Consider the following 21,113-nt stretch of genomic DNA (forward strand, 5'->3'; position numbering starts at 1 on the left):
AAAGAAAAGGAGCTCGAGTTTACTTGAGCTCCTTTTCTTATTGAACGATATTTTGTACTCTACCGACTTGCCCGTCCTGCAATCGCACTTTAATGCCATGCGGATGGGAAGGGGAGTTTGTTAAAATATCTTTTACAATTCCACGTGTTAATTTGCCTGTTCGTTGATCTTGTTTTAATACAATATCAACTTCAAGACCGGGGGCGATATTAGAACGTTTTTGTCCGTTCATTTATACACCTGTACGTCTACGTTGGTTGTTTGTTTTCTTTGTTTGTTGGTTTTGTAATTTTTTTGTTTCTTGGCTTTGATTTTTTGCATTTTGACCATTTCCATTTCCTTGCTTTTTCTTAGCAAGTTGTTCACGCATTAAATCAGCTAAGCTTACTTTTTTGTTTTCTGACATGATAAGTCTCCTTTATATAAAGTTAATTATGAACAATCGTAGTGAATTTCATCATATCATTGTTAAGGAAGGAAGGGAAGTTGGTTTGAAAATTCATATAATTGTTTCCAGTCTGTAGTAGTTACGATACAATTGGATTGTTAACGTTTGTAAAAAGGGGATAGACATATGTCACATCATATTTTATTAGTTGAAGATGATATCTCAATTCAAGAGATGGTGGAAAAGTATTTAATAAAGGAAGGCTTTCAAGTTACGATTGCGTCTGATGGAGCAGAAGGCGTGAACACATATTTAAAAGGTTCATTTGATTTGATTATCCTTGACATTATGATGCCAAAGCTAGATGGCTTAGAGGTTGTACGAATCATTCGAGAAAAAAGTGCAGTTCCGATTTTAATGATGTCGGCAAAAGATACAGATGTTGATAAAGCTGTTGGATTAGGACTTGGAGCAGATGATTACATTTGTAAGCCATTTTCTATGATTGAATTGGCTGCACGTGTAAAAGCAGGTATTCGGAGGTCTACGAAATACTCGGCTACAGAAACAATAGAAAAAATGATTCAAATTGGTGATTTAACAATTGATCCAATTAATTTTACTGTAGAAAAAAACGGGAAGCCTCTCAAACTTACTTTAAAAGAATTTGAGATTTTAAAGCTATTTGTAAAGAACCAAAATCGTGTATTTACGAAAGCGCAAATATATACGTTAGTTTGGAATGAAGAGTATTACGGTGACGATAACGTTATTAATGTTCATATGAGAAGATTGCGTGAGAAAATCGAAAGTGATCCATCTAATCCAGAATATATTAAAACGCTATGGGGCATCGGCTATAAGCTGGAAGTGATGTAATATGATCAATTTGTTAATAGGTATTATTTTTATATTGTTATGTGTTATTTATATGCAATATAAAATGAGAAAAAATAGTAGTAAAAATTTACGATACACATATGAAAAGTTAGAAAGTATTGTAAATGAAAAAACAGGCGAGACGTTACTCGTTATGACAGATGATCTAGAATTGCAAAAATTATTAGTGGCAATTAATCAATTATTAGATGCAAAACAGAAAACGAATGCAGATCATGCAAAAGTAGAAATTTCGATGAGAAAAATGCTTTCAAATATTTCGCATGACTTGAAAACACCACTAACAGTTATTCTTGGATATACAGAAATGTTAAATAAGGATAAAACGATAAATAAAGAAGAACAACAAATATTACTTGAGAAAGTGCATACGAAAACACTAGAAGTGATGGAATTAATTCATAAGTTTTTTGATTTAGCGAAATTAGAATCTGGTGACAAAGCAATTGAAATGACAAAAGTAAATATGAATGAAGTTTGCCGCGAGAAGATTTTATCATTTTATGATTTAGTGACGACGAAAGGTTTTCAGGTTCATATTGATATACCAGAAAGAAATATATATGCACTTGGAAATGTAGAAGTATTAGGTAGGGTATTGAATAATTTAATATCAAATGCAATTACATATGGAGACGATGGAAAGGCACTCGGTATGACGTTAAGAGATGATGACACGGGCGTGTATATAGATGTATGGGATAAAGGAAAAGGGATTGATGAATCTCATATTGATAAAGTGTTTGAGCGTATGTACACACTTGAAGATTCAAGAAATAGATTGTACCAAGGAAGCGGTCTAGGATTAACGATTACGAAACGGCTTGTGGAAGCGATGGACGGAAAAATTCATCTTTCTAGTAAACCGTATGAAAAAACAATTTTTACAATTGCATTAACAAAGATACAGTTTTAGCTTGTAGAGCAGTAGATTCTACAAGCTTTTTTTCAGCGTAAGGAATTTGTAAGAAACGGGTAAGAAAAAAGAGATTTCCGTTGTCTATTATAGAAATATAGAGTATTGCGAAAGGGGAAAGTAACATGACATATATATTAAAAACAAACCAGTTAACGAAAGTGTTTAAAGGGAAAGAAGTTATTTCCGGTGTTAACATGCATGTGAAAAAAGGAGAAATTTACGGTTTTTTAGGACCAAACGGTGCTGGTAAAACAACGATTATGAAAATGATTACAAATTTAATAAAACCGACGAGTGGTGATATTGAAATCTTCGGTGAGAAATTAACAGATACATCTTATGAAGTATTAAAAAGAATGGGGACAATTATTGAATACCCAATCTTTTATGATAAATTAACGGCGAAAGAAAACTTAGACCTACATTGTGAATACATGGGCTACTACGATAAAAATGCAATTGACCATGCTTTACATTTAGTGAAACTACAAGGGGTAGATAATAAAAAAGTAAAAGATTTTTCATTAGGAATGAAACAACGACTCGGTATTGCAAGGGCAATCGTTACAAAGCCAGAATTGCTCATTTTAGATGAACCAATTAACGGTTTAGATCCAATTGGTATTAAAGAGTTACGAGACTTATTTAAAATGCTCTGCAAAGAATATGGCATTACATTATTAGTTTCTAGTCATATTTTAGGTGAGATGGAACTAATGGCCGATACAATTGGTGTGATTCAAAATGGAAAACTAATAAAAGAAGTTTCAATGAAGAGTATTAACGGAAAACAAACAGAGTATATTGAAATTACTGTTCCTGATGTGAAACGTGCAGCTTATATTTTAGAAGATAAACTTGGTATAAAAAACTACAAAATAATGAGTGGAACCATGATTCGTGTGTATGATACGTCAGCGTCTCAGCAGGCCATTTCAAAAGCACTTATTATGAACGATGTGGAAATTGAAAGTATTAATAAGAAACATAGTTCCTTAGAAGAATATTTCTTAAATGTAATGGATGGAGAAGGTATTCATGCTTAATGGACTGTGGCTGAACCTGGTAAGTGGATTTATCGTAATGCTAATAAGTGGAATTTTATATTATAGAAAACCAGAGCGGAAATGGTTGTTCATTGTACTAGTGATAGGAATGTTAAGCTTCGTTACTGCTGGAATTAGAATGTTAGCAGCGTAGAGACAGGTATATAAAGAATGGAGGCGTAATTTATATGTTTAAATTAATGAAGCTCGAATGGAAGAAACATAAATTATCTCGTTACTTTAAAAGTGTAGCAATTTGTATTATAGCAATTTTCGCTGCAGTAAGCCTTATGGCATTGGGAATGAAAGCCGAGGAAGACATGCTCTTCTCTGACTTCACACAGAACATGGCTGCAGCAAATATTTTTATTAGGATAACATTCATTATTTTTAGTTCGGTCATTTTATCACGTTTAGTAATTGATGAGTATAAGAACAAAACGATGCAATTATCGTTTATGTACCCGCTGCAAAGGAAAATGCTAATGAGGGCGAAATTAACAATTGTTTTTTGTTTTTGTTTTGTGAGCACCATTATCGCTACTTTTATTATTAGTTTACTCGTATATTTTGTGAGTCCAATGATGGGACTGATTGAAACGCCAGCTACGATAGGTGAAATAATAGCTATCGTTCCAGATACTTTTATAAGTGCATTTATGATATCTGGTATAAGTTTAATTCCTTTATTTTTTGGAATGAGAAAGAAATCGACACCGACAACGATTACTTCGGCAGTAATAATTGGTATGCTGATTAGTGGTAACGTTGGTCCTGGAAACGATCAAGTAAGTATGTTTGATTTTATAGCTATCCCAATCGTGCTCTGTTTATTAGGGATTTTCATTAGTTATTTATCGTTTCGTAAAATCGATAAGATTGATGTGGTGTGAAGCAAGCTTAAAACAACAACGAACTGGGGTATGAATGGTGAAAAAGATAATAGTAATTGCAATATTATTCATTACAATTGCTAGTGCGGTTTTTGGTTTTAAGGTGTTTCAGGGGGAAGGTTTTAAGAAAGAAAAGTCTTTTGAGATAAATAATATAAAAGAAATAGAAGTAGATAATGAAAACTGGAATCTTGAATTTAAAAGTACAGACGCTAATAAAATAGTAATTTCCGCTCAAGGTGAACAAGCAGATAAAGAGATAGATCCCGTCAAAATAGAAAATGATGAAAATAAAATTATGGTTAAGCAAAAACAAGAGGCGAACAAATTTTTTAATGGTTTTACATTTAGGAAGAAGAATAGTATATGTATAGCTATTCCGAAGAAAGAAATAGATAAAATTGTATTAAATAATAAATCAGGTGATGTGAAAATAAGAGATATAGTAGTAAAAAGTATCGTGACGAAAGGCAAATCTGGGGATGGAATGATTGTAGGACTATCAGCCGAGAAAGGTGAATTCATATCGCAAAGTGGAGAGTTAGTTGTAAAAGATAGTTCAGTACAAGAATTAAATATAAAGTCTACGACTGGTGATAACTATATAACAAATGTAAGTAACTCAAATATGAACATCACTTCAACATCTGGGGAGGTATTACTGAAAGATATGACAGAAGGAAAATCATTATTTATAGAAACAAAATCAGGTGATATTGGCGTACGGTATAAAGGTGTCCCTGCATCATTGAAGCTTATGGCTAAAAGTAATTCGGCTGACGTAATAGTGGATTTAAAAGGACTTAAGAAAGATAAAAATACAGAAAAGATAAAAGAAGGAACTATTGGTGATGCAAAAAACGAAGTGAAGATTTTAAGTAAAACAGGGGTAATTTATATTGATTAAAGTTTAAATGAAAGGAGGACTATCATGCTACGTCTTATGAAGCTAGAATTGAAGAAGTTTAAGTTTGGATGGTATGTGAGGGGAGCAGTTATTGCAAATATCATTATACTGGCATTATTAATCTTTGTTAGTTTCATTGCACAAATAGAAGGAGATTCAGAAATAAGAGATCCGCAGATGATTTTGCTAATGGCTAGTACAGTAGTAAGAGCAACGTTTATTATTTTTGGTAGTGTGTTAATCGCAAGGTTAATAATTGGCGAATATAAAAATAAAACAATACTACTTATGTTTTCTTATCCTATTAACCGAAAGAAAATGATGGCTAGTAAGTTGGCTATTACAGCGATAGTAACATTTATAACAGTTATTGTATCTAACATTTTAGTAGTAGGAATTTTCTTTGGGATAGATAGTTATTTTTCAATTCTTCCTCATTCATTCACAGTAGATCAATTGGTGCAAGAAGGAATAAAACTGGTTCCTTTAGCTATTGCAACTGCGGGAATGAGTTTAATCCCATTATATTTTGGAATGCGTAAACGTTCAGTGCCAACTACAATTGTTTCATCTCTTATCGTTGTAGCAATTGCAATGAATAGCAACCCAGCGTTTCCTACAGCAACTTTATTTCCCCTTCAACTAGCACTCGCAGCAATTGGAGCTGTGATTGCATATTACGGAATTAAAAATATAGAGAAGGAAGATATAACTGTATGACAAGAATAAGAAAAAAGAGTTGGGTTACACTAACTCTTTTTTGTATATGTATGCTTCGTTACTACTCTGTAAATTTGGAGTGTTTGCTTAAATACTCTTGAACTCCTGGAGAGATATTAAAGTTATTAGGACTTTTATATTCGATAGTAAAATCTCCGTCTCTACTTGTCTCAAAGGAGATGGCATAGCTATTCATTTTAGCATCGTAAGAAGTATTTTTGACTTCTGCATCTAGATTAAAATATTTTGTAATATATTCTTTTGAGTCCGTAATTGCTGCTTGTTTTCCCCAAGGGGTACCATAATAGGTGAAATAAAGAGATACACTAATAACTCCAATAAGGGAAGTTAGTAAAATAGTTCCCATAGCTATTTTTTTATTTTTTGTATTCAATTTGGTTACTCCTCTTCGTAATATGTATTCATTATATGTATTCATTTTAACCTATATATTCCATAAAACAACCATTTTAAAAAATAGTTTCACATGAAACAAGTTACAGAAAAAGACAAGATGTGTAAACACCTTGTCTTTTTTGTCGTTACATTTTAGGAGTTTCCATTCCAGCCACAGCCCACTCTTCTTTTGCGGGGCCGTACACACCAGGAACTGTTAAGCCGGCTTGTCGCATTAAAACCGTCATTTGCCCGCGATGGTGATTTTGATGATTAATAAGTGTCATTAAAAATATGGAATTCGGCATAGGGCGACCAAAGAAGTCGTTAATAGTAGCTAAGTCTTTATCAGTCCATTTACTTTGAAGTGTTTCAACAAAAGCCGCGTTCACTTTACGGTACTCATCTGCAATTGTTTTTGCAGAAGTTGGAACAGGATAATCTTTCGTTTCTCCTTCAAACTTTAGCCCTGTGCCAGATAGTATAACAGGAATTGCCGTCACGATATGCCAAGCGACTCTTCCTAAAGTCCAATGTTCAGGTGCAATTTCTTGTGATAAAGATGCATCGGTTAATGAATCAAGCATTTTCTCAGTAGACTCTGCTTCGTATGTCCATGATTGTAAAAAGCCTTCAATAGTTTGGTACATTATTGTTATCCCCCTCTACTTATGTTTATAGATTAAGTTCGAGAAGAAATGACAAGTTCCCTTTATGTTTTAATGATGGTATTTAAAATTTTATATATAAATTTTATGATACTATTGAGTGTATATAGAATTATATTAATTTAGGGGGATATGATGAAAAGATTGATTTTAGGAATCATAATTTTATTTTTAATGGTAGGATGTAGCAATGAAGCCTATAAAAAAGCAATGGATCAAGGGAAATTGGCGTTAGCGAGTAAAGAATATGACACGGCAGTAGCATCATTTGAGCTAGCATTAGAAGAGAAAAAGGATGATAAAGAAGCAAAGGTATTAAAAGGCCAAACTACTAAGATGATAAGTTCGATAAAAGAGAAATCGAGTGGAAATATAGAACAAGCAATAGGTTTGTTTCAAGAAGTAGAAAAGATGAAAGATGGTTCCGCAATCCTTCAAAATCAAGCGAAAGAACAAAAAGATTTGCTTATAGAGCATAAAGAGTTAAAAGGTCAATATATAGGTCAATTGGAAAAGGCAGAGAAGTTAAAGAATGATAAAAAGTATGAAGAGGCTAAAGGGATAGTAAATAAAATTTTTAACGATACTGGTCAAAATCAACAATTTATTTCGGAAAATCAACGGGCACAAGAGCTGAATAAGCAAATCGATGGCTTACTAACTCAACAAGCAGAAGTCAAGAAAAAAGAGGAAGAGTTAAAAAATGAAAAGAAAAAAGAGGCTGATATTGGAAAGTTAAAGGGGTCTTGGATGTCATCAGAAAGTACAGACAGGCCAGTTGGGTTGGAAATAGAATCTATTAATAGTGAGAAAACAGGCGGAGAATTTATGGAACATAATATTTTTGGGAAAGGGACTACTATAGGAGACTTTCAAATATTAAGTGTGCACCAAGGGATTATTTCCATAGAGCTTGTATTTTTAATGGGAGAAAGAAAACAGAAGGTTGATTTGAAACTTGAGGAGAACACATTAACTGTACATCATGAGTTTATGGGAGGGACTAAATCTGTGAAATTAGTGAGATCAGAGTAATTTATCCCGCTATTCACCTGCAGTAAAATTCCCACTTCAAGATTCGGCTGGAGCAAAGAAGTTAGGTGGGAGATCCACTGCTCATAAAAGCCCGATTGGTGTGGGTTAATAATCAGTGGGGATGAAGAAAACTCCACTGATTAAAGTTTCACTTTATTTAGTATATAAAAAGGAGGCTTCTAAAACGAAGCCTCCTTTTTAATTAACTTTCTTCCCACTCTTCCTCATCAACCATAAGAAATAAGGTGCTCCAAGTACAGCAACGACAAGACCAGAAGGAATTTCTTTCGGATATGCGATTGTACGTCCAAGTAAGTCAGCAACAGAAAGAAGGATTGCTCCAAATAGTGCTGAACAAACGAATAGTCTTTGATGATTCATACCAACAATAATTCTTGCTAAGTGAGGTGCGACAAGACCTAAAAAGGCAATTGTACCGACAGCAGCGATATTTACTGATGCAAGTAGTGTCGCTAGCACAATCAGAGCAAGACGTGTTTTATTTACTGGTTGCCCAAGTCCAGTTGCTAAATCGTCTCCAAGTACGAGAACGTCAAGTTGTTTTATTAAGAAAAAGATAATGAATACAAGAATTAGAGATGGATATAGAATGATATTTTCTAAGTGATTCCATCCTCTTGCATACGTACTGCCAGATAACCATGTTAAGGCAGCGGCAACATTCAAATTGGCTCTAACGATAAAGATTTGAATAATTGCCGAGCCAAGTGCAGAAATACCAATTCCTATTAAAGCAAGGGCTGTTGGGCTAAATCCTGATTTCCATGAAAAGAAGAGGACAATTCCTACTGCAAGTAGTCCGCCGATAAATGCACCAATTGGTAGAAAGAAACCAGGAAGTGCAGGAAAGACATACATAATAGTTAAAGCACCAACACCAGCTCCCGATGAAATACCAATAATAGAAGGATCGGCAAGTGGATTTCGTAATATGCCTTGGAAAACAAGCCCACTTATTGCAAGGCATGCGCCAGCAATAGCAGCAACGAGCATTCTTGGTAAACGAAGATTCATCATCATGTTTTTGTCAAATAGTGTTAATTGACCTGATATAACATTTGTAATACTTTCGATATAAGCGTTACTACCGATTGTAACACCAAGAGCAATCGTCACAATGCAAAGTGTGATAGATATAATGATTACCTTTTTATAAGAGTAATAGCGGGAACTAGCTCCAGCTGCATTCGCACCGTTATCATTCATATATTGTTTCGACTTCATCATTCGGTACACTAAGTAAATAAGCCAAGGAGATCCAATCATTGCTGTGACTGCCCCAACAGGAAGTTCTGCACCGGTTGGATCTATTAATCTACCGACAACATCTGCTCCAAGTAATAATACTGCCCCCCATAAGAAAGAAGAGAGAAGAAGAGTAAAGTGTTGACGGTATCCGATAAGGCGCATTAAATGAGGCGCAACTAAGCCGACAAATCCAATTGGTCCAACAACAGTAACAATTACTGCTGTTAAAAAGATTGCAGCAATGAAGGCGATAAGACGTGTTACTGCTGTTTTTTCACCAAGAGAAACAGCAACATCATCACCAAGTAAGAGAATGTTGAGTTTACGAGACATAAATAGTAAAACTAGGAAAGAAATAATGATAAATGGAAAAGCAAATTGAACGCCATCCCAGTTATTTTGAATAAGAGAGCCAGCTCCCCATAAAAATAAACCAGCTGTTTCATTTTCATAGAAAAGCTGCATCGTTCCGGTAAAGGCAGAGAGCATTAATGTAACGACCATACCAGCTAATGCCATTCTAAGTGGGGTTCCCTTTTTTCCACCAGAAATACGGTATACAAATAAAGCAGTAATAGCACCGCCGATAAATGTGAACAGAAGAGAATTAATTTGTAAACCTTTCGGTAAGAAAATTGTAGCCGCTACTAGAAAGAAATATGCGCCAGAGTGAATACCCATTGTACTGGATTCAGCAAGTGGATTTTTCGTTAACGTTTGTAAAATAACCCCTGATGCAGCAAGAGCGCCTCCAGCTAAAATGGCAATTACAGCTCTAGGTAATCGAAGCATGATTAAAGTTTGATGTTCTAGTGATTGGTTCGGTGAGATAAGAGCATCAATAATCATACTATAGGAAATGTTTGCTTGACCTTGTCCGATATGAATAAAGAAAAGGAGGAGCAAGAGAGCTGCTCCTCCTCCGAATACAAGACTTGCTCGAAGTGTGTGTTGTAAGCTATTCATCGTGTAATCACTTCTTTGCTGTCATTACATCTGCTACTTGTGTTGCTAAAGATGTTGCAGACTCAGGACCACCGAAAATCCAAGTATCGCCTTTTAATTTATACATTTTGTTTTCTTTTTTGAACTTTAATTCTTCCCAAGCAGGGTTGCCTTTTAGTTGCGTGTCAAAAATGTTATCTTCATCCGCTACAATGTAAATGAAGTTTGAATCTTGTACACTTTGTAATGATTCTACAGTTGTTTGTTTGAAACCATCTGGCTCAGATTTTCCTGCTTCAAAAGTATTTGTTAAACCTAATTTTTTTGTAACTTGTAAAGCTAAAGAATTGTCAGTTAAGATACGGAATGTTGGTACGTTTTTAGCAGTAAATGCTTGTGCCATTGCGATGTTTTTATCTTTTAAGTCTGCTTTCTCAATTTTTGCTTTTGCATCAGCGAATGCTTTATCCATATCAGCTAATACTTTTTTACCTTCTTCTTCTTTTCCAACTGCTTTTGCAATTTGTTTAAATGTTTCTGTCATTTCAGCAAAGTGATCGTTATTGCTTGTTGATGGATCAAACATAACTGTTGGTGCAATTTGCTCTAATTCATTTTTAATTGCTTTACCACGGAATGAAGCTGTAATAATTAAGTCTGGTTTTAAACGGCTAATTTCTTCTAAGTTTGGTTGTTGACGTGTCCCTACATCTACAACATCTTTACTCGGTTTTGTTTTTGTATTTACCCATTTATTATAATTCTTAATGTCTGCCATCCCTACTGGCTGAACACCAAGTGCTAATAAGTCTTCAGAATATACCCACTCAAGTACAACTACTTTTTTTGCTGGTTTATCTAACTTCGTTTCCCCTTCAGCGTGTTTAATTGTTATAGCTTGATTTTTATTGTCCGCTTTTATTTCTTTTTTCTCCTCTTTTTGCTGTCCGCATCCAACAGCGAATAGAAGAACTACTATGAAAATACCGAGAATTTTCTTCATCTTCTGCCCCCAAATTAAGTGTTTTTTGTAACTAGTACCATAAGTGAAAATGGTTATCAATTACAACACCCAAATCATACTATGAGGGTATTTTAAGTGTCAATATATTTTTAAAATTTTGACGAAAAATAACGAATTATACGGATTTTTATATATTATAGTCGCTATTTATGAAGAATAAGCCTCTTTACTAAAAATATTGGCGAATGTGGAAAGTTTAAATGGGAAAGTGGCTGTGTACGATAGTGTAATGTGTATTGTTAATAGTCTGTGGAGATAAGGCGAAAGTACAAGCAAAAGGAGAGTGAATCGCATGTAATAATTACTAGAATGTATGGAGGAAATCTGTGTTTTATCCCCGACTAGGCAAAGTATTTCTTTGTTATTTAGATAGGTGTTTTTTAAGTCGGTGATTGCGCTAAAAAGATCGAATGTAAAGGAAGTGATCAACATGTCTTCATGGAGCAATAACGTAAATGGATATTGTGGGTGTAATAATCAAAATGGTGTACATGTTGATTCATGCTGTTTTAGTTGCGATGGGACAGTGCCTAAAGTTGGTCCAACAGGTCCGACGGGGGCAACAGGAGAAACAGGCGATACAGGTCCGACGGGGGCAACAGGAGAAACAGGAGAAACAGGCCCAACAGGAGCGACAGGTTCAACAGGTCCAACAGGTTCAACAGGTTCAACAGGTTCAACGGGTTCAACAGGTCCAACGGGAGCGACAGGTTCAACAGGTTCAACGGGTTCAACAGGTCCAACGGGAGCGACAGGTTCAACAGGTCCAACGGGAGCGACAGGTTCAACAGGTTCAACAGGTTCAACGGGTTCAACAGGTCCAACGGGAGCGACAGGTTCAACAGGCCCAACAGGAGCGATAGGTTCAACAGGCCCAACGGGAGCGACAGGCGACACAGGTCCAACGGGAGCAACGGGTCCAACAGGAGCGACAGGAATAACAGGAGCGACGGGAATAACAGGAGCAACGGGTTCAACAGGTCCAACGGGAGCGACAGGAATAACAGGAGAAACAGGTCCAACAGGTTCAACAGGTTCAACGGGTTCAACGGGTTCAACAGGTCCAACGGGAGCGACAGGTTCAACAGGCCCAACAGGCCCAACAGGAGCGATAGGTTCAACAGGCCCAACGGGAGCAACGGGTCCAACAGGAGCGACAGGAATAACAGGAGCAACGGGTCCAACAGGAGCGACAGGAATAACAGGAGCAACAGGCTCAACCGGAGCTACAGGTACAAGTATCACGGCGACATATGCATTTGCAAATAATACGTCGGGAACAGCGATATCTGTAGTTCTTGGTGGAACGAATGTCCCGCTTCCAAATAATCAAAACATCGGTCCAGGAATTACTGTTTCTGGTGGAAACACAGTATTTACGGTTGCAAATGCTGGTAATTATTATATTTCATATACAATTAATATAACGGCTTCATTATTAGTCAGTTCACGGATTACAATTAATGGAGGGGCACTTGCTGGGACGATTAATGCTCCTGCGGTAGCAACCACATCATTTAGTGCAACAATCATTACAACTCTTGCAGCAGGAGATGCTATTAGCTTGCAATTATTTGGTTTGTTAGCTGTCGCAACATTATCAACAACTACTCCAGGAGCAGTGTTAACGATAATAAGATTAAGTTAAACTATAACTCTCTTACTCTATTAAGATTAAGAGAGTTTCTACATATAATAAGAAGTTAATGAAGTAAAGCATAGTTATACAAAAGTCAGAATATTGTGATTGTAACGCTGTGGTGACTATAATATAATGAAAATAACCATCATGAATGAACATTCATTTATTTTTATGTATTTGAAGGGGGAATGAAGGTGGAAAAACCATGGTTGAAAAGTTATCCAGAGGAAATTCCGAGTACGGTTTCTTATGATATTCAGCCGCTTCATAGATATGTAGAACAGATGGCATCTCGCTACCCAGAAAAGAAAGCGCTTCACTTTTTAGGGAAGGATATTACGTTTTCGGACTTCCATGATAAGGTGAAGAGGTTTGCAAATTATCTTCAAAAGCTCGGTGTGGAAAAGGGTGATCGAGTTGCTATTATGTTGCCAAATTGTCCGCAAGCTGTAATTGGTTATTACGGCACATTACTTGCGGGAGGTATCGTAGTACAAACAAATCCACTGTATACAGAAAGAGAATTAGAATATCAGCTTCATGACTCGGGAGCAAAAGTAATTCTTTGTCTCGATTTAGTGTTTCCAAGAGTAACGAATGTTCAATCTGCTACAAAAATTGAGCATATTATCGTAACTCGTATTGCAGACTTTTTACCATTCCCTAAAAATCTATTGTATCCATTTGTGCAGAAAAAACAGTCGAATTTAGTTGTGAAAGTATCAGAGAGTGAAACGATTCATCTTTGGAATTCAGTAGAAAAAGAAGTGAATACGAATGTTGAGGTGCCTTGTGATCCTGAAAATGATCTAGCCCTTTTACAGTACACAGGAGGAACAACCGGATTTCCGAAAGGAGTTATGTTAACGCATAAAAACCTCGTCTCTAACACGTTAATGGGAGTTCAATGGTTATATAATTGCAAAGAAGGAGAAGAAGTCGTTCTTGGGGTTCTTCCATTTTTCCATGTTTATGGTATGACAGCTGTTATGAATTTAAGTATTATGCAAGGATACAAAATGGTCCTTATTCCAAAGTTTGATATGAAAATGGTTTTTGAAGCGATTAAGAAGCATAAAGTGACATTGTTTCCAGGGGCACCAACTATTTATATTGCTCTTTTAAATAGTCCGCTTTTAAAAGAATACGATATTTCTTCTATTCGTGCTTGTATTAGTGGATCAGCACCACTGCCAGTAGAAGTACAGGAAAAGTTCGAAACAGTTACAGGTGGTAAACTAGTAGAGGGATATGGTTTAACAGAATCCTCTCCAGTTACACATAGTAATTTTTTATGGGAAAAGCGAGTGCCAGGTAGCATTGGAGTTCCGTGGCCAGATACAGAAGCGATCATTATGTCACTTGAGACTGGTGAGGCATTACCGCCAGGAGAAATAGGGGAAATTGTAGTGAAAGGTCCTCAAATTATGAAAGGATACTGGAATAAGCCAGAGGAAACAGCGGCTGTATTGCAAGATGGCTGGCTCCATACAGGTGATGTTGGCTACATGGATGAAGATGGATTTTTCTATGTAAAAGATCGCAAGAAAGATATGATTGTCGCGAGTGGATTTAATGTGTATCCTCGTGAAGTTGAAGAAGTATTATATGAGCATGAAAAAGTGCAAGAAGTAGTGACAATTGGAGTTCCAGATCCGTACCGAGGAGAGACAGTTAAAGCATTTGTTGTGTTAAAAGAAGGTACGGAGTGCTCTGAGGAAGAATTAAATCAGTTTGCACGTAAATATTTAGCGGCTTATAAAGTGCCGAAAGTATATGAGTTTAGAGATGAATTGCCAAAAACGACAGTAGGGAAAATTTTACGCCGTGTTCTAATAGATGAAGAGAAGAGAAAGAATGAGGATGAGCAAACGGGCTAAGGCCCTTTCTTTTTGAAAAAATAGGATTGACACTTTTCTAAATAGTCAGTATTATAAGAATATGAATGACTATTCATTCAGTCATCTTCTTGAAGGGGACAGTAAAGTGAAGAAAAATAGACCGAAATACAATCAAATTATTGATGCGGCAGTCATTGTGATTGCGGAGAATGGGTACCACCAAGCGCAAGTTTCTAAAATCGCAAAGCAAGCTGGGGTAGCTGATGGCACGATTTATTTATATTTTAAAAATAAAGAAGATATATTAATATCCTTATTCCAAGAGAAGATGGGAGAATTTGTCGAAACAATTCGTCAAAAAACAGCAGGAATTGAAAGCGCTGTATCGAAGTTATTCATGTTGGTAGAAACGCACTTCTTGCTGTTGTCGCAAAATGATCCTCTTGCTATCGTTACGCAATTAGAGCTAAGGCAGTCCAATCAAGACTTGCGCCTTAAAATAAATGAAGTATTAAAAGGCTACTTACAAGTTATGGATGAGATTTTAGAGACTGGTATAAAACAAGGTGAATTTCAAGCAGATTTAAATGTTCGCGTGGCAAGACAAATGATCTTTGGAACAGTAGATGAAGTTGTGACCAATTGGGTAATGAGCGATCATAAGTATGATCTGGTCGCACTTTCAAAAACGGTACACGGGCTACTTATTGCAGCTTGTGGTTATCGTCAATAATGGGAGGGATCATGTTGGAATTCCTATCTGTAAGAGTTGAAGATCATATCGCGGTGGCGACATTAAATCACGCACCAGCGAATGCGATGTCTTCACAAGTTATGCATGATGTTACTGAATTAATTGATCAAGTGGAAAAGGATGATAACATTCGTGTTGTTGTTATTCATGGTGAAGGACGTTTCTTCTCAGCGGGAGCAGATATTAAAGAATTTACATCTGTTACTGAAGCGAAGCAAGCAACAGAATTAGCACAGCTTGGACAAGTTACGTTTGAGCGTGTTGAAAAATGTTCAAAACCAGTTATTGCGGCAATTCATGGAGCGGCACTGGGCGGCGGCCTTGAGTTTGCTATGTCTTGCCACATGCGCTTTGCAACTGAAAGTGCAAAACTTGGTTTACCTGAATTAACACTTGGATTAATTCCTGGCTTTGCAGGTACACAGCGCTTACCACGTTATGTTGGGAAAGCGAAAGCTTGTGAAATGATGTTAACAAGTACACCAATTACTGGTGCAGAAGCATTAAAGTGGGGACTTGTTAACGGATTGTTCTCTGAAGAATCTCTTTTAGATGATACGCTTAAAGTTGCAAAACAAATTGCTGGAAAAAGTCCAGCAACAACTCGTGCTGTACTAGAGTTATTGCAAACGACAAAATCGTCTCATTACTATGAAGGTGTACAACGTGAATCACAGATTTTTGGTGAAGTATTTACGAGTGAAGATGGAAGAGAAGGTGTAGCTGCATTTTTAGAAAAGCGTAAACCTTCATTTAGTGGCAGGTAGTTCAATTATTTTTTTAATATAAATTAACAGAAAATTAAAATTGATAGAATCTTTCTGAAAAACAAGGGGGTAAATGGAATGAACATCTACGTACTCATGAAACGAACATTTGATACAGAAGAAAAAATCGTAATTAAAAACGGTGCAATTTACGATGGCGAAGCGGAATTCATCATCAACCCTTACGATGAATATGCAATTGAAGAAGCAATTCAAGTAAGAGACGCACAAGGTGGAGAAGTTACAGTTGTAACAGTCGGTGGCGAAGATAGTGAGAAAGAACTTCGTACTGCATTAGCAATGGGCTGTGATAAAGCCGTATTAATTAATATTGAAGATGATGTAGAAAATGGTGACCAGTTCACGACAGCAAAAGTGCTTGCTGAATATTTAAAAGATAAAGATGCAGATTTAATTTTAGGCGGAAACGTTGCAATTGATGGTGCATCTGGACAAGTAGGACCACGCGTAGCTGAAGCGTTAAATATTCCATATGTAACGACAATTACAAAACTTGAAATTGACGGTACAAATGTGAAGATTGAGCGTGATGTTGAAGGTGATACAGAAGTGATTGCAACTTCATTACCAGTTTTAGTAACAGCACAGCAAGGTTTAAATGAACCGCGTTATCCATCGCTTCCAGGTATTATGAAAGCGAAGAAAAAGCCGCTAGAAGAATTAGAATTAGATGATTTAGATTTAGAAGAAGATGATGTGGAAGCAAAGACAAAAACAATTGAAATCTATTTGCCTCCTAAGAAAGATGCAGGAAAAGTGTTACAAGGCGAGCTGCAAGATCAAGTAAAAGAACTTGTATCGTTGCTCCATACAGAAGCGAAAGTAATCTAATAAAATACGAAATTATATATGCAGGAGGGAAAATCTATGGCTCGTAAAGTATTAGTAATGGGTGAAGTTCGTGATGGATCGCTACGTAACGTTTCTTTTGAAGCGGTAGCAGCAGCAAAAACAATTGCAGAAGGCGGTGAAGTAGTAGGTCTTCTAATTGGAGACAGCGTTGCCTCTTTTGCAAATGAATTGATTCATTACGGTGCAGATCGCGTTGTGACAGTTGAAAATGATAAATTAAAATCATATACATCTGATGGTTATGCACAAGCGTTTTTAGCTGTACATGCTGAAGAAAATCCAGAAGGTATTGTCTTTGGACATACAGCACTTGGCAAAGATTTATCACCAAAATTAGCAGCGAAGCTTGAAGCTGGTTTAATTTCTGACGTAACTGCTTTAGAGGTTGAAGGTGGAAATGTTATCTTCACTCGTCCAATTTACTCTGGTAAAGCATTCGAGAAGAAGATTGTAACAGACGGCATCTTATTTGCGACAGTGCGTCCAAATAACATTGCAACTCTGGAAAAAGATGAGTCTCGCAGCGGTGACGTATCTTCTATTACAGTTGATGTGAAAGATTTACGTACAATCATTCAAGATGTTGTCCGTAAAACAGCAGAAGGTGTGGATCTTTCTGAAGCGAAAGTTATTATCGCTGGTGGACGCGGTGTGAAGAGTGAAGAAGGCTTTAAACCATTAAAAGAGTTAGCTGACGTACTAGGCGGCGCTGTTGGGGCATCTCGTGGTGCTTGTGATGCTGAATACTGTGATTACTCATTACAAATTGGTCAAACTGGTAAAGTTGTTACCCCAGACTTATACATTGCATGTGGTATTTCTGGTGCGATTCAGCATTTAGCAGGTATGTCTAACTCAAAAATAATCGTTGCGATTAATAAAGATCCAGAAGCAAGTATCTTTAAAGTAGCTGACTACGGTATTGTCGGTGACTTATTCGAAGTTGTACCTCTTTTAACAGAAGAGTTTAAAAAGTTAAAAGTACATTCATGATTTAAGTACCCTTGAGTTCCAAGTGAAGTACCCCTATATATAGAAAAAGGTGAGAGATCCCCTGTCTCTCATCTTTTTAGTATTTAATCCGTATTTTTATATAGTATAAAGGAACATTTTTTTGTTACAATACATAACGATACATATTATTCGCCACGTATATAAGTTAATGATATACTCTTGGTAGAATATACTTGAAGGAGGAAATAAAATGGCAATTGTAAACGCAAATGACCAAAGCTTCGCAGCAGAAACTAGCGAAGGTGTTGTATTATTAGATTTCTGGGCACCTTGGTGTGGACCTTGTAAAATGATCGCTCCTGTATTAGAGGAAATTGATGCAGAACTAGGCGAAAAAGTAAAAGTAGTAAAAGTAGACGTTGATGAAAACCAAGAAACTGCTCGTCAATTCGAAGTAATGAGCATTCCAGCTCTTTTCGTATTAAAAGACGGTAAAGTAGTTGATCAAGCGTTAGGTTACAAACCGAAAGAAGCGTTAGTAGAATTAGTTTCTAAACACTTCTAAAATAAAAAAGCTACCATTTGGTAGCTTTTTTTATTTTCTTTTTTACAGTCTTTCCGTTACAATAAAAGAACGTATGTTGGGTGTTTGGGCATAGTATGTTTTCAAGGGAAAATAAAAATGCTAAGTATGTAGAAATGGAGGGAGACGAGTGCACGAACATTTGAAAGAGAAGTTGGCTATTTTACCAGATCAACCTGGTTGTTATTTGATGAAAGATAAGCAAGGAACGGTTATATATGTCGGAAAGGCAAAAGTGCTTAAAAATCGTGTGCGCTCGTACTTTACTGGTTCACATGATGGGAAAACACTGCGGCTTGTAGGAGAAATTGTTGATTTTGAATATATTGTAACTTCTTCGAATTTAGAAGCACTTATTTTAGAGTTAAATCTAATTAAAAAATATGATCCGAAATATAATATTCAATTAAAAGATGATAAAACATATCCTTTTATTAAAATTACAGCGGAGAAGCAACCTCGCTTACTCATTACTCGAAACGTAAAAAAAGATAAAGGGAAATATTTTGGTCCTTATCCAAATGCACAATCTGCTCATGAAACGAAAAAACTGCTAGATCGTATGTATCCACTTCGGAAATGCACGAATATGCCAGATAAAGTTTGTTTGTATTATCATATGGGTCAATGTTTAGCACCTTGTGTGAAAGAAGTGACGGAAGAACAAAATAAAGAAATTGTAGATGAAATTATTAAGTTTTTAAATGGTGGACATAAAGAAGTTCGTTCAGAACTAGAAATAAAAATGTATGAGGCTTCAGAGAAACTAGAGTTTGAACGTGCAAAAGAGTTGCGTGATCAAATTGCTCATATTGATGCGATTATGGAAAAACAAAAGATGATTATGAGTGACTTAGTGGATCGTGATGTGTTTGGATATGCAGTGGATAAAGGATGGATGTGTGTTCAAGTTTTCTTCGTTCGAAAAGGAAAGCTAATTGAACGTGATGTTTCTATGTTTCCAATTTACGATGAACCAGAAGAGGGTTTTTTAACGTTTATCGGCCAATTTTATGAAAACAGTAGTCATTTTAAGCCGAAGGAGATTGTCGTTCCAGGAAGTATAGACTCGGAATTAGTAGAGCGCTTTTTAGAAGTGGAAGCGACGCAGCCGAAACGTGGTAAGAAAAAAGACCTTGTAGAATTGGCAAATAAAAATGCGAAGATTGCTCTTGAAGAGAAGTTTTACTTAATTGAACGTGATGAAGAACGAACGATTAAAGCGGTAGATCATTTAGGGAAGCAGCTTGGGATTGAAACGCCATATCGTATTGAAGCGTTTGATAACTCAAATATTCAAGGAACAAATCCCGTTTCTGCAATGATTGCTTTTATCGATGGGAAACCGGCGAAGAAAGAGTATCGAAAATATAAAATTAAAACGGTTCAAGGACCAGATGATTATGAGTCTATGAGAGAAGTTGTGAGGCGCCGTTATACAAGGGCGCTTAAAGAAAATTCACCTTTACCTGATTTGATTATTATTGATGGAGGAAAAGGCCATCTAGCGGCTGCAAGTGATATTTTAGAGAATGAGCTCGGATTATATATTCCGATGGCAGGTCTTGTAAAAGATGATAAACATAAAACCTCCCATTTAATTATTGGGGATCCACCGGAACCTGTGATGCTTGAGAGAAATAGCCAAGAATTTTATTTATTGCAGCGTATTCAAGATGAGGTGCATCGATTTGCGATTACATTCCATCGTCAATTACATGGGAAATCTGTCATTCAATCAGCATTGGATGATATTCCAGGAATCGGTGATAAACGGAAAAAGGTATTGTTAAAACATTTTGGTTCATTAAAGAAGATGAAAGAAGCTTCTATAGAGGAATTTGTCGAAGCGGGTATGCCGAAAAATGTCGCGGAGACGATTTATACGTATTTAACAGATAAGAAGACGTTGTAGTTTACAACGTCTTCTGTTTTTTGGTATAATTTCTGAAGATTTAAAATAAACGCATCTGAATGAAAATACAAAAAAGTCAACTAAACTGATATGTCTAGTTGACTGTAGGTAATGCTTACACTTCAATGAGATCTTTTATATCCCATTTTACAAGAAATGTAATAGAGTCAGAACGTTTTTTCTTTTCTTCGTATGACTCTGCAACGACGTTCCGTTGCTTTTGGATTTGTTCAGCGATGAATCCGGCTTCTAGTTGATAAGAAGAATGTCGTTTTTGTTTTTGACGTTCTGCGATGAGTGTGCCTTTAAGTTGGAACTGCATTTCACGACGCTTATGTTCAACAATGCTTAAAGTGCCCCAGCCAGCCTTTTCAAAGAACTGAATGACTTCTTCAATTGTTTCTAGCGGATATTTTCTTGCAAGGTTTCTACCAGACCAGTATAAAATACCATCTAAATCGTTGCCGATTAAATCAGGTAGTAATTCTTCACGTAGCAATTCATAAGCGAAGGCGTTCAATGAAACATCTTCTAAAGATGTTGTATCGATTGTATTTTTACTCACAATATTCCCCTCTTTCTATAGGGATTATTATATAACATTTCACATTTATAAAAACAGATTTTTCTTTAGGAAAATCTGAATATATAAGAAGAAAAAAAGAATTGGCAAA

At 36.1% G+C, this 21,113-nt stretch carries 23 protein-coding genes; 16 read left to right on the forward strand and 7 right to left on the reverse strand.

What is annotated here, in order from left to right; translation table 11 throughout:
- Positions 1-37: 37 nt before the first annotated feature.
- A complete protein-coding gene (locus tag ACTFR8_RS10065) occupies positions 38-232 on the reverse strand; it encodes a YwbE family protein (protein WP_001014310.1) in 195 nt (64 codons plus the stop codon).
- On the reverse strand, positions 233-406 hold the full coding sequence (locus ACTFR8_RS10070) for a hypothetical protein (protein WP_001293578.1): 174 nt from the start codon (positions 404-406) through the stop codon (positions 233-235).
- Positions 407-574: 168 nt separating this feature from the next.
- Here ACTFR8_RS10070 and ACTFR8_RS10075 point away from each other — a divergent pair, with 168 nt between their 5' ends.
- The 7 genes from ACTFR8_RS10075 to ACTFR8_RS10105 all read left to right on the forward strand — a co-directional run bounded on the left by ACTFR8_RS10075 (position 575) and on the right by ACTFR8_RS10105 (position 5,773).
- Positions 575-1,267 carry a response regulator transcription factor gene (locus tag ACTFR8_RS10075; RefSeq protein ID WP_100619221.1) on the forward strand — a complete coding sequence of 231 codons (693 nt, stop codon included), beginning with the start codon at positions 575-577 and terminating at the stop codon, positions 1,265-1,267.
- 1 nt (position 1,268) lies between these two features.
- Positions 1,269-2,204 carry a HAMP domain-containing histidine kinase gene (locus tag ACTFR8_RS10080; RefSeq protein ID WP_000609141.1) on the forward strand — a complete coding sequence of 312 codons (936 nt, stop codon included), beginning with the start codon at positions 1,269-1,271 and terminating at the stop codon, positions 2,202-2,204.
- A 125-nt stretch (positions 2,205-2,329) separates the two neighbouring features.
- Positions 2,330-3,253: an ABC transporter ATP-binding protein gene (locus ACTFR8_RS10085; RefSeq protein ID WP_000221067.1), complete on the forward strand. Its 924-nt coding sequence runs from the start codon at positions 2,330-2,332 to the stop codon at positions 3,251-3,253.
- Positions 3,246-3,407, forward strand: a complete 162-nt coding sequence (locus tag ACTFR8_RS10090) for a hypothetical protein (RefSeq protein ID WP_000931813.1) — start codon at positions 3,246-3,248, stop codon at positions 3,405-3,407. Before ACTFR8_RS10085 ends, ACTFR8_RS10090 begins: the two co-directional genes overlap by 8 nt.
- Before the next feature lie 34 nt (positions 3,408-3,441).
- Positions 3,442-4,146, forward strand: a complete 705-nt coding sequence (locus ACTFR8_RS10095; RefSeq protein WP_000475529.1) for an ABC transporter permease — start codon at positions 3,442-3,444, stop codon at positions 4,144-4,146.
- A 34-nt stretch (positions 4,147-4,180) separates the two neighbouring features.
- Entirely contained in the window at positions 4,181-5,053 is an 873-nt protein-coding gene (locus ACTFR8_RS10100) for a DUF4097 family beta strand repeat-containing protein (RefSeq protein WP_119780623.1), read from the forward strand.
- Between the two features lie 24 nt (positions 5,054-5,077).
- Positions 5,078-5,773, forward strand: a complete 696-nt coding sequence (locus tag ACTFR8_RS10105; protein WP_000945183.1) for an ABC transporter permease — start codon at positions 5,078-5,080, stop codon at positions 5,771-5,773.
- Between the two features lie 61 nt (positions 5,774-5,834).
- On the opposite strand, the gene ACTFR8_RS10110 is transcribed toward ACTFR8_RS10105, so the two are convergent.
- Together ACTFR8_RS10110 and ACTFR8_RS10115 are read right to left on the reverse strand one after the other, a co-directional pair.
- A complete protein-coding gene (locus tag ACTFR8_RS10110; RefSeq protein WP_001093299.1) occupies positions 5,835-6,167 on the reverse strand; it encodes a YfjL-like protein in 333 nt (110 codons plus the stop codon).
- Positions 6,168-6,315: 148 nt separating this feature from the next.
- Positions 6,316-6,819 (reverse strand): DinB family protein, encoded by a 504-nt coding sequence (locus ACTFR8_RS10115; RefSeq protein WP_050822114.1) that lies wholly within the window; start codon positions 6,817-6,819, stop codon positions 6,316-6,318.
- A 153-nt stretch (positions 6,820-6,972) separates the two neighbouring features.
- Here ACTFR8_RS10115 and ACTFR8_RS10120 point away from each other — a divergent pair, with 153 nt between their 5' ends.
- The gene (locus tag ACTFR8_RS10120; RefSeq protein ID WP_100619223.1) at positions 6,973-7,872 is read left to right on the forward strand and encodes a tetratricopeptide repeat protein; all 900 of its coding nucleotides are present in this window, start codon (positions 6,973-6,975) and stop codon (positions 7,870-7,872) included.
- A gap of 198 nt (positions 7,873-8,070) precedes the next feature.
- Here the strand turns inward: ACTFR8_RS10120 and fhuB are convergent, their stop codons facing one another.
- Positions 8,071-10,107 carry a Fe(3+)-hydroxamate ABC transporter permease FhuB gene (gene fhuB / locus ACTFR8_RS10125; RefSeq protein ID WP_001087098.1) on the reverse strand — a complete coding sequence of 679 codons (2,037 nt, stop codon included), beginning with the start codon at positions 10,105-10,107 and terminating at the stop codon, positions 8,071-8,073.
- A gap of 7 nt (positions 10,108-10,114) precedes the next feature.
- A complete protein-coding gene (locus ACTFR8_RS10130) occupies positions 10,115-11,089 on the reverse strand; it encodes an ABC transporter substrate-binding protein (RefSeq protein ID WP_100619225.1) in 975 nt (324 codons plus the stop codon).
- Between the two features lie 451 nt (positions 11,090-11,540).
- Here ACTFR8_RS10130 and ACTFR8_RS10135 point away from each other — a divergent pair, with 451 nt between their 5' ends.
- From ACTFR8_RS10135 to uvrC, 8 genes are all read left to right on the forward strand, one after another.
- Positions 11,541-12,758: a BclA C-terminal domain-containing protein gene (locus ACTFR8_RS10135; RefSeq protein WP_252209699.1), complete on the forward strand. Its 1,218-nt coding sequence runs from the start codon at positions 11,541-11,543 to the stop codon at positions 12,756-12,758.
- A 188-nt stretch (positions 12,759-12,946) separates the two neighbouring features.
- Positions 12,947-14,632 (forward strand): long-chain-fatty-acid--CoA ligase, encoded by a 1,686-nt coding sequence (locus tag ACTFR8_RS10140; protein WP_000414747.1) that lies wholly within the window; start codon positions 12,947-12,949, stop codon positions 14,630-14,632.
- 106 nt (positions 14,633-14,738) lie between these two features.
- Entirely contained in the window at positions 14,739-15,326 is a 588-nt protein-coding gene (locus ACTFR8_RS10145; protein ID WP_000742223.1) for a TetR/AcrR family transcriptional regulator, read from the forward strand.
- Between the two features lie 11 nt (positions 15,327-15,337).
- Positions 15,338-16,114, forward strand: coding sequence for an enoyl-CoA hydratase (locus ACTFR8_RS10150; protein ID WP_100619229.1), 777 nt, complete (start codon positions 15,338-15,340; stop codon positions 16,112-16,114).
- A gap of 78 nt (positions 16,115-16,192) precedes the next feature.
- Positions 16,193-16,966, forward strand: coding sequence for an electron transfer flavoprotein subunit beta (gene etfB, locus ACTFR8_RS10155; RefSeq protein ID WP_001029028.1), 774 nt, complete (start codon positions 16,193-16,195; stop codon positions 16,964-16,966).
- Positions 16,967-17,002: 36 nt separating this feature from the next.
- Positions 17,003-17,980: an electron transfer flavoprotein subunit alpha gene (gene etfA / locus ACTFR8_RS10160; protein WP_000101943.1), complete on the forward strand. Its 978-nt coding sequence runs from the start codon at positions 17,003-17,005 to the stop codon at positions 17,978-17,980.
- A 211-nt stretch (positions 17,981-18,191) separates the two neighbouring features.
- Positions 18,192-18,506, forward strand: coding sequence for a thioredoxin (gene trxA / locus ACTFR8_RS10165; protein ID WP_001018943.1), 315 nt, complete (start codon positions 18,192-18,194; stop codon positions 18,504-18,506).
- A gap of 148 nt (positions 18,507-18,654) precedes the next feature.
- Complete coding sequence (gene uvrC, locus ACTFR8_RS10170; protein WP_000544296.1) at positions 18,655-20,439, forward strand: excinuclease ABC subunit C; 1,785 nt, start codon at positions 18,655-18,657, stop codon at positions 20,437-20,439.
- Positions 20,440-20,554: 115 nt separating this feature from the next.
- On the opposite strand, the gene ACTFR8_RS10175 is transcribed toward uvrC, so the two are convergent.
- Positions 20,555-21,004 carry a YslB family protein gene (locus tag ACTFR8_RS10175; protein WP_000042226.1) on the reverse strand — a complete coding sequence of 150 codons (450 nt, stop codon included), beginning with the start codon at positions 21,002-21,004 and terminating at the stop codon, positions 20,555-20,557.
- Positions 21,005-21,113 lie beyond the last annotated feature (109 nt).

Origin of the sequence: Bacillus cereus group sp. MYBK15-3, from assembly GCF_051916765.1 — a bacterium.
Taxonomy (GTDB): domain Bacteria; phylum Bacillota; class Bacilli; order Bacillales; family Bacillaceae_G; genus Bacillus_A; species Bacillus_A cereus.

Bases quoted from the DNA above. Each gene is read 5' to 3' on its own strand.
- ACTFR8_RS10065 (WP_001014310.1), bottom strand. From the start codon at position 232: ATGAACGGACAAAAACGTTCTAATATCGCCCCCGGTCTTGAAGTTGAT.
- ACTFR8_RS10090 (WP_000931813.1), top strand. From the start codon at position 3,246: ATGCTTAATGGACTGTGGCTGAACCTGGTAAGTGGATTTATCGTAATG.
- trxA (WP_001018943.1), top strand. From the start codon at position 18,192: ATGGCAATTGTAAACGCAAATGACCAAAGCTTCGCAGCAGAAACTAGC.
- ACTFR8_RS10075 (WP_100619221.1), top strand. From the start codon at position 575: ATGTCACATCATATTTTATTAGTTGAAGATGATATCTCAATTCAAGAG.
- ACTFR8_RS10085 (WP_000221067.1), top strand. From the start codon at position 2,330: ATGACATATATATTAAAAACAAACCAGTTAACGAAAGTGTTTAAAGGG.
- ACTFR8_RS10135 (WP_252209699.1), top strand. From the start codon at position 11,541: ATGTCTTCATGGAGCAATAACGTAAATGGATATTGTGGGTGTAATAAT.
- ACTFR8_RS10070 (WP_001293578.1), bottom strand. From the start codon at position 406: ATGTCAGAAAACAAAAAAGTAAGCTTAGCTGATTTAATGCGTGAACAA.
- ACTFR8_RS10080 (WP_000609141.1), top strand. From the start codon at position 1,269: ATGATCAATTTGTTAATAGGTATTATTTTTATATTGTTATGTGTTATT.
- ACTFR8_RS10150 (WP_100619229.1), top strand. From the start codon at position 15,338: ATGTTGGAATTCCTATCTGTAAGAGTTGAAGATCATATCGCGGTGGCG.
- ACTFR8_RS10095 (WP_000475529.1), top strand. From the start codon at position 3,442: ATGTTTAAATTAATGAAGCTCGAATGGAAGAAACATAAATTATCTCGT.
- ACTFR8_RS10130 (WP_100619225.1), bottom strand. From the start codon at position 11,089: ATGAAGAAAATTCTCGGTATTTTCATAGTAGTTCTTCTATTCGCTGTT.
- fhuB (WP_001087098.1), bottom strand. From the start codon at position 10,107: ATGAATAGCTTACAACACACACTTCGAGCAAGTCTTGTATTCGGAGGA.
- ACTFR8_RS10105 (WP_000945183.1), top strand. From the start codon at position 5,078: ATGCTACGTCTTATGAAGCTAGAATTGAAGAAGTTTAAGTTTGGATGG.
- ACTFR8_RS10115 (WP_050822114.1), bottom strand. From the start codon at position 6,819: ATGTACCAAACTATTGAAGGCTTTTTACAATCATGGACATACGAAGCA.
- etfA (WP_000101943.1), top strand. From the start codon at position 17,003: ATGGCTCGTAAAGTATTAGTAATGGGTGAAGTTCGTGATGGATCGCTA.
- etfB (WP_001029028.1), top strand. From the start codon at position 16,193: ATGAACATCTACGTACTCATGAAACGAACATTTGATACAGAAGAAAAA.
- ACTFR8_RS10120 (WP_100619223.1), top strand. From the start codon at position 6,973: ATGAAAAGATTGATTTTAGGAATCATAATTTTATTTTTAATGGTAGGA.
- ACTFR8_RS10100 (WP_119780623.1), top strand. From the start codon at position 4,181: ATGGTGAAAAAGATAATAGTAATTGCAATATTATTCATTACAATTGCT.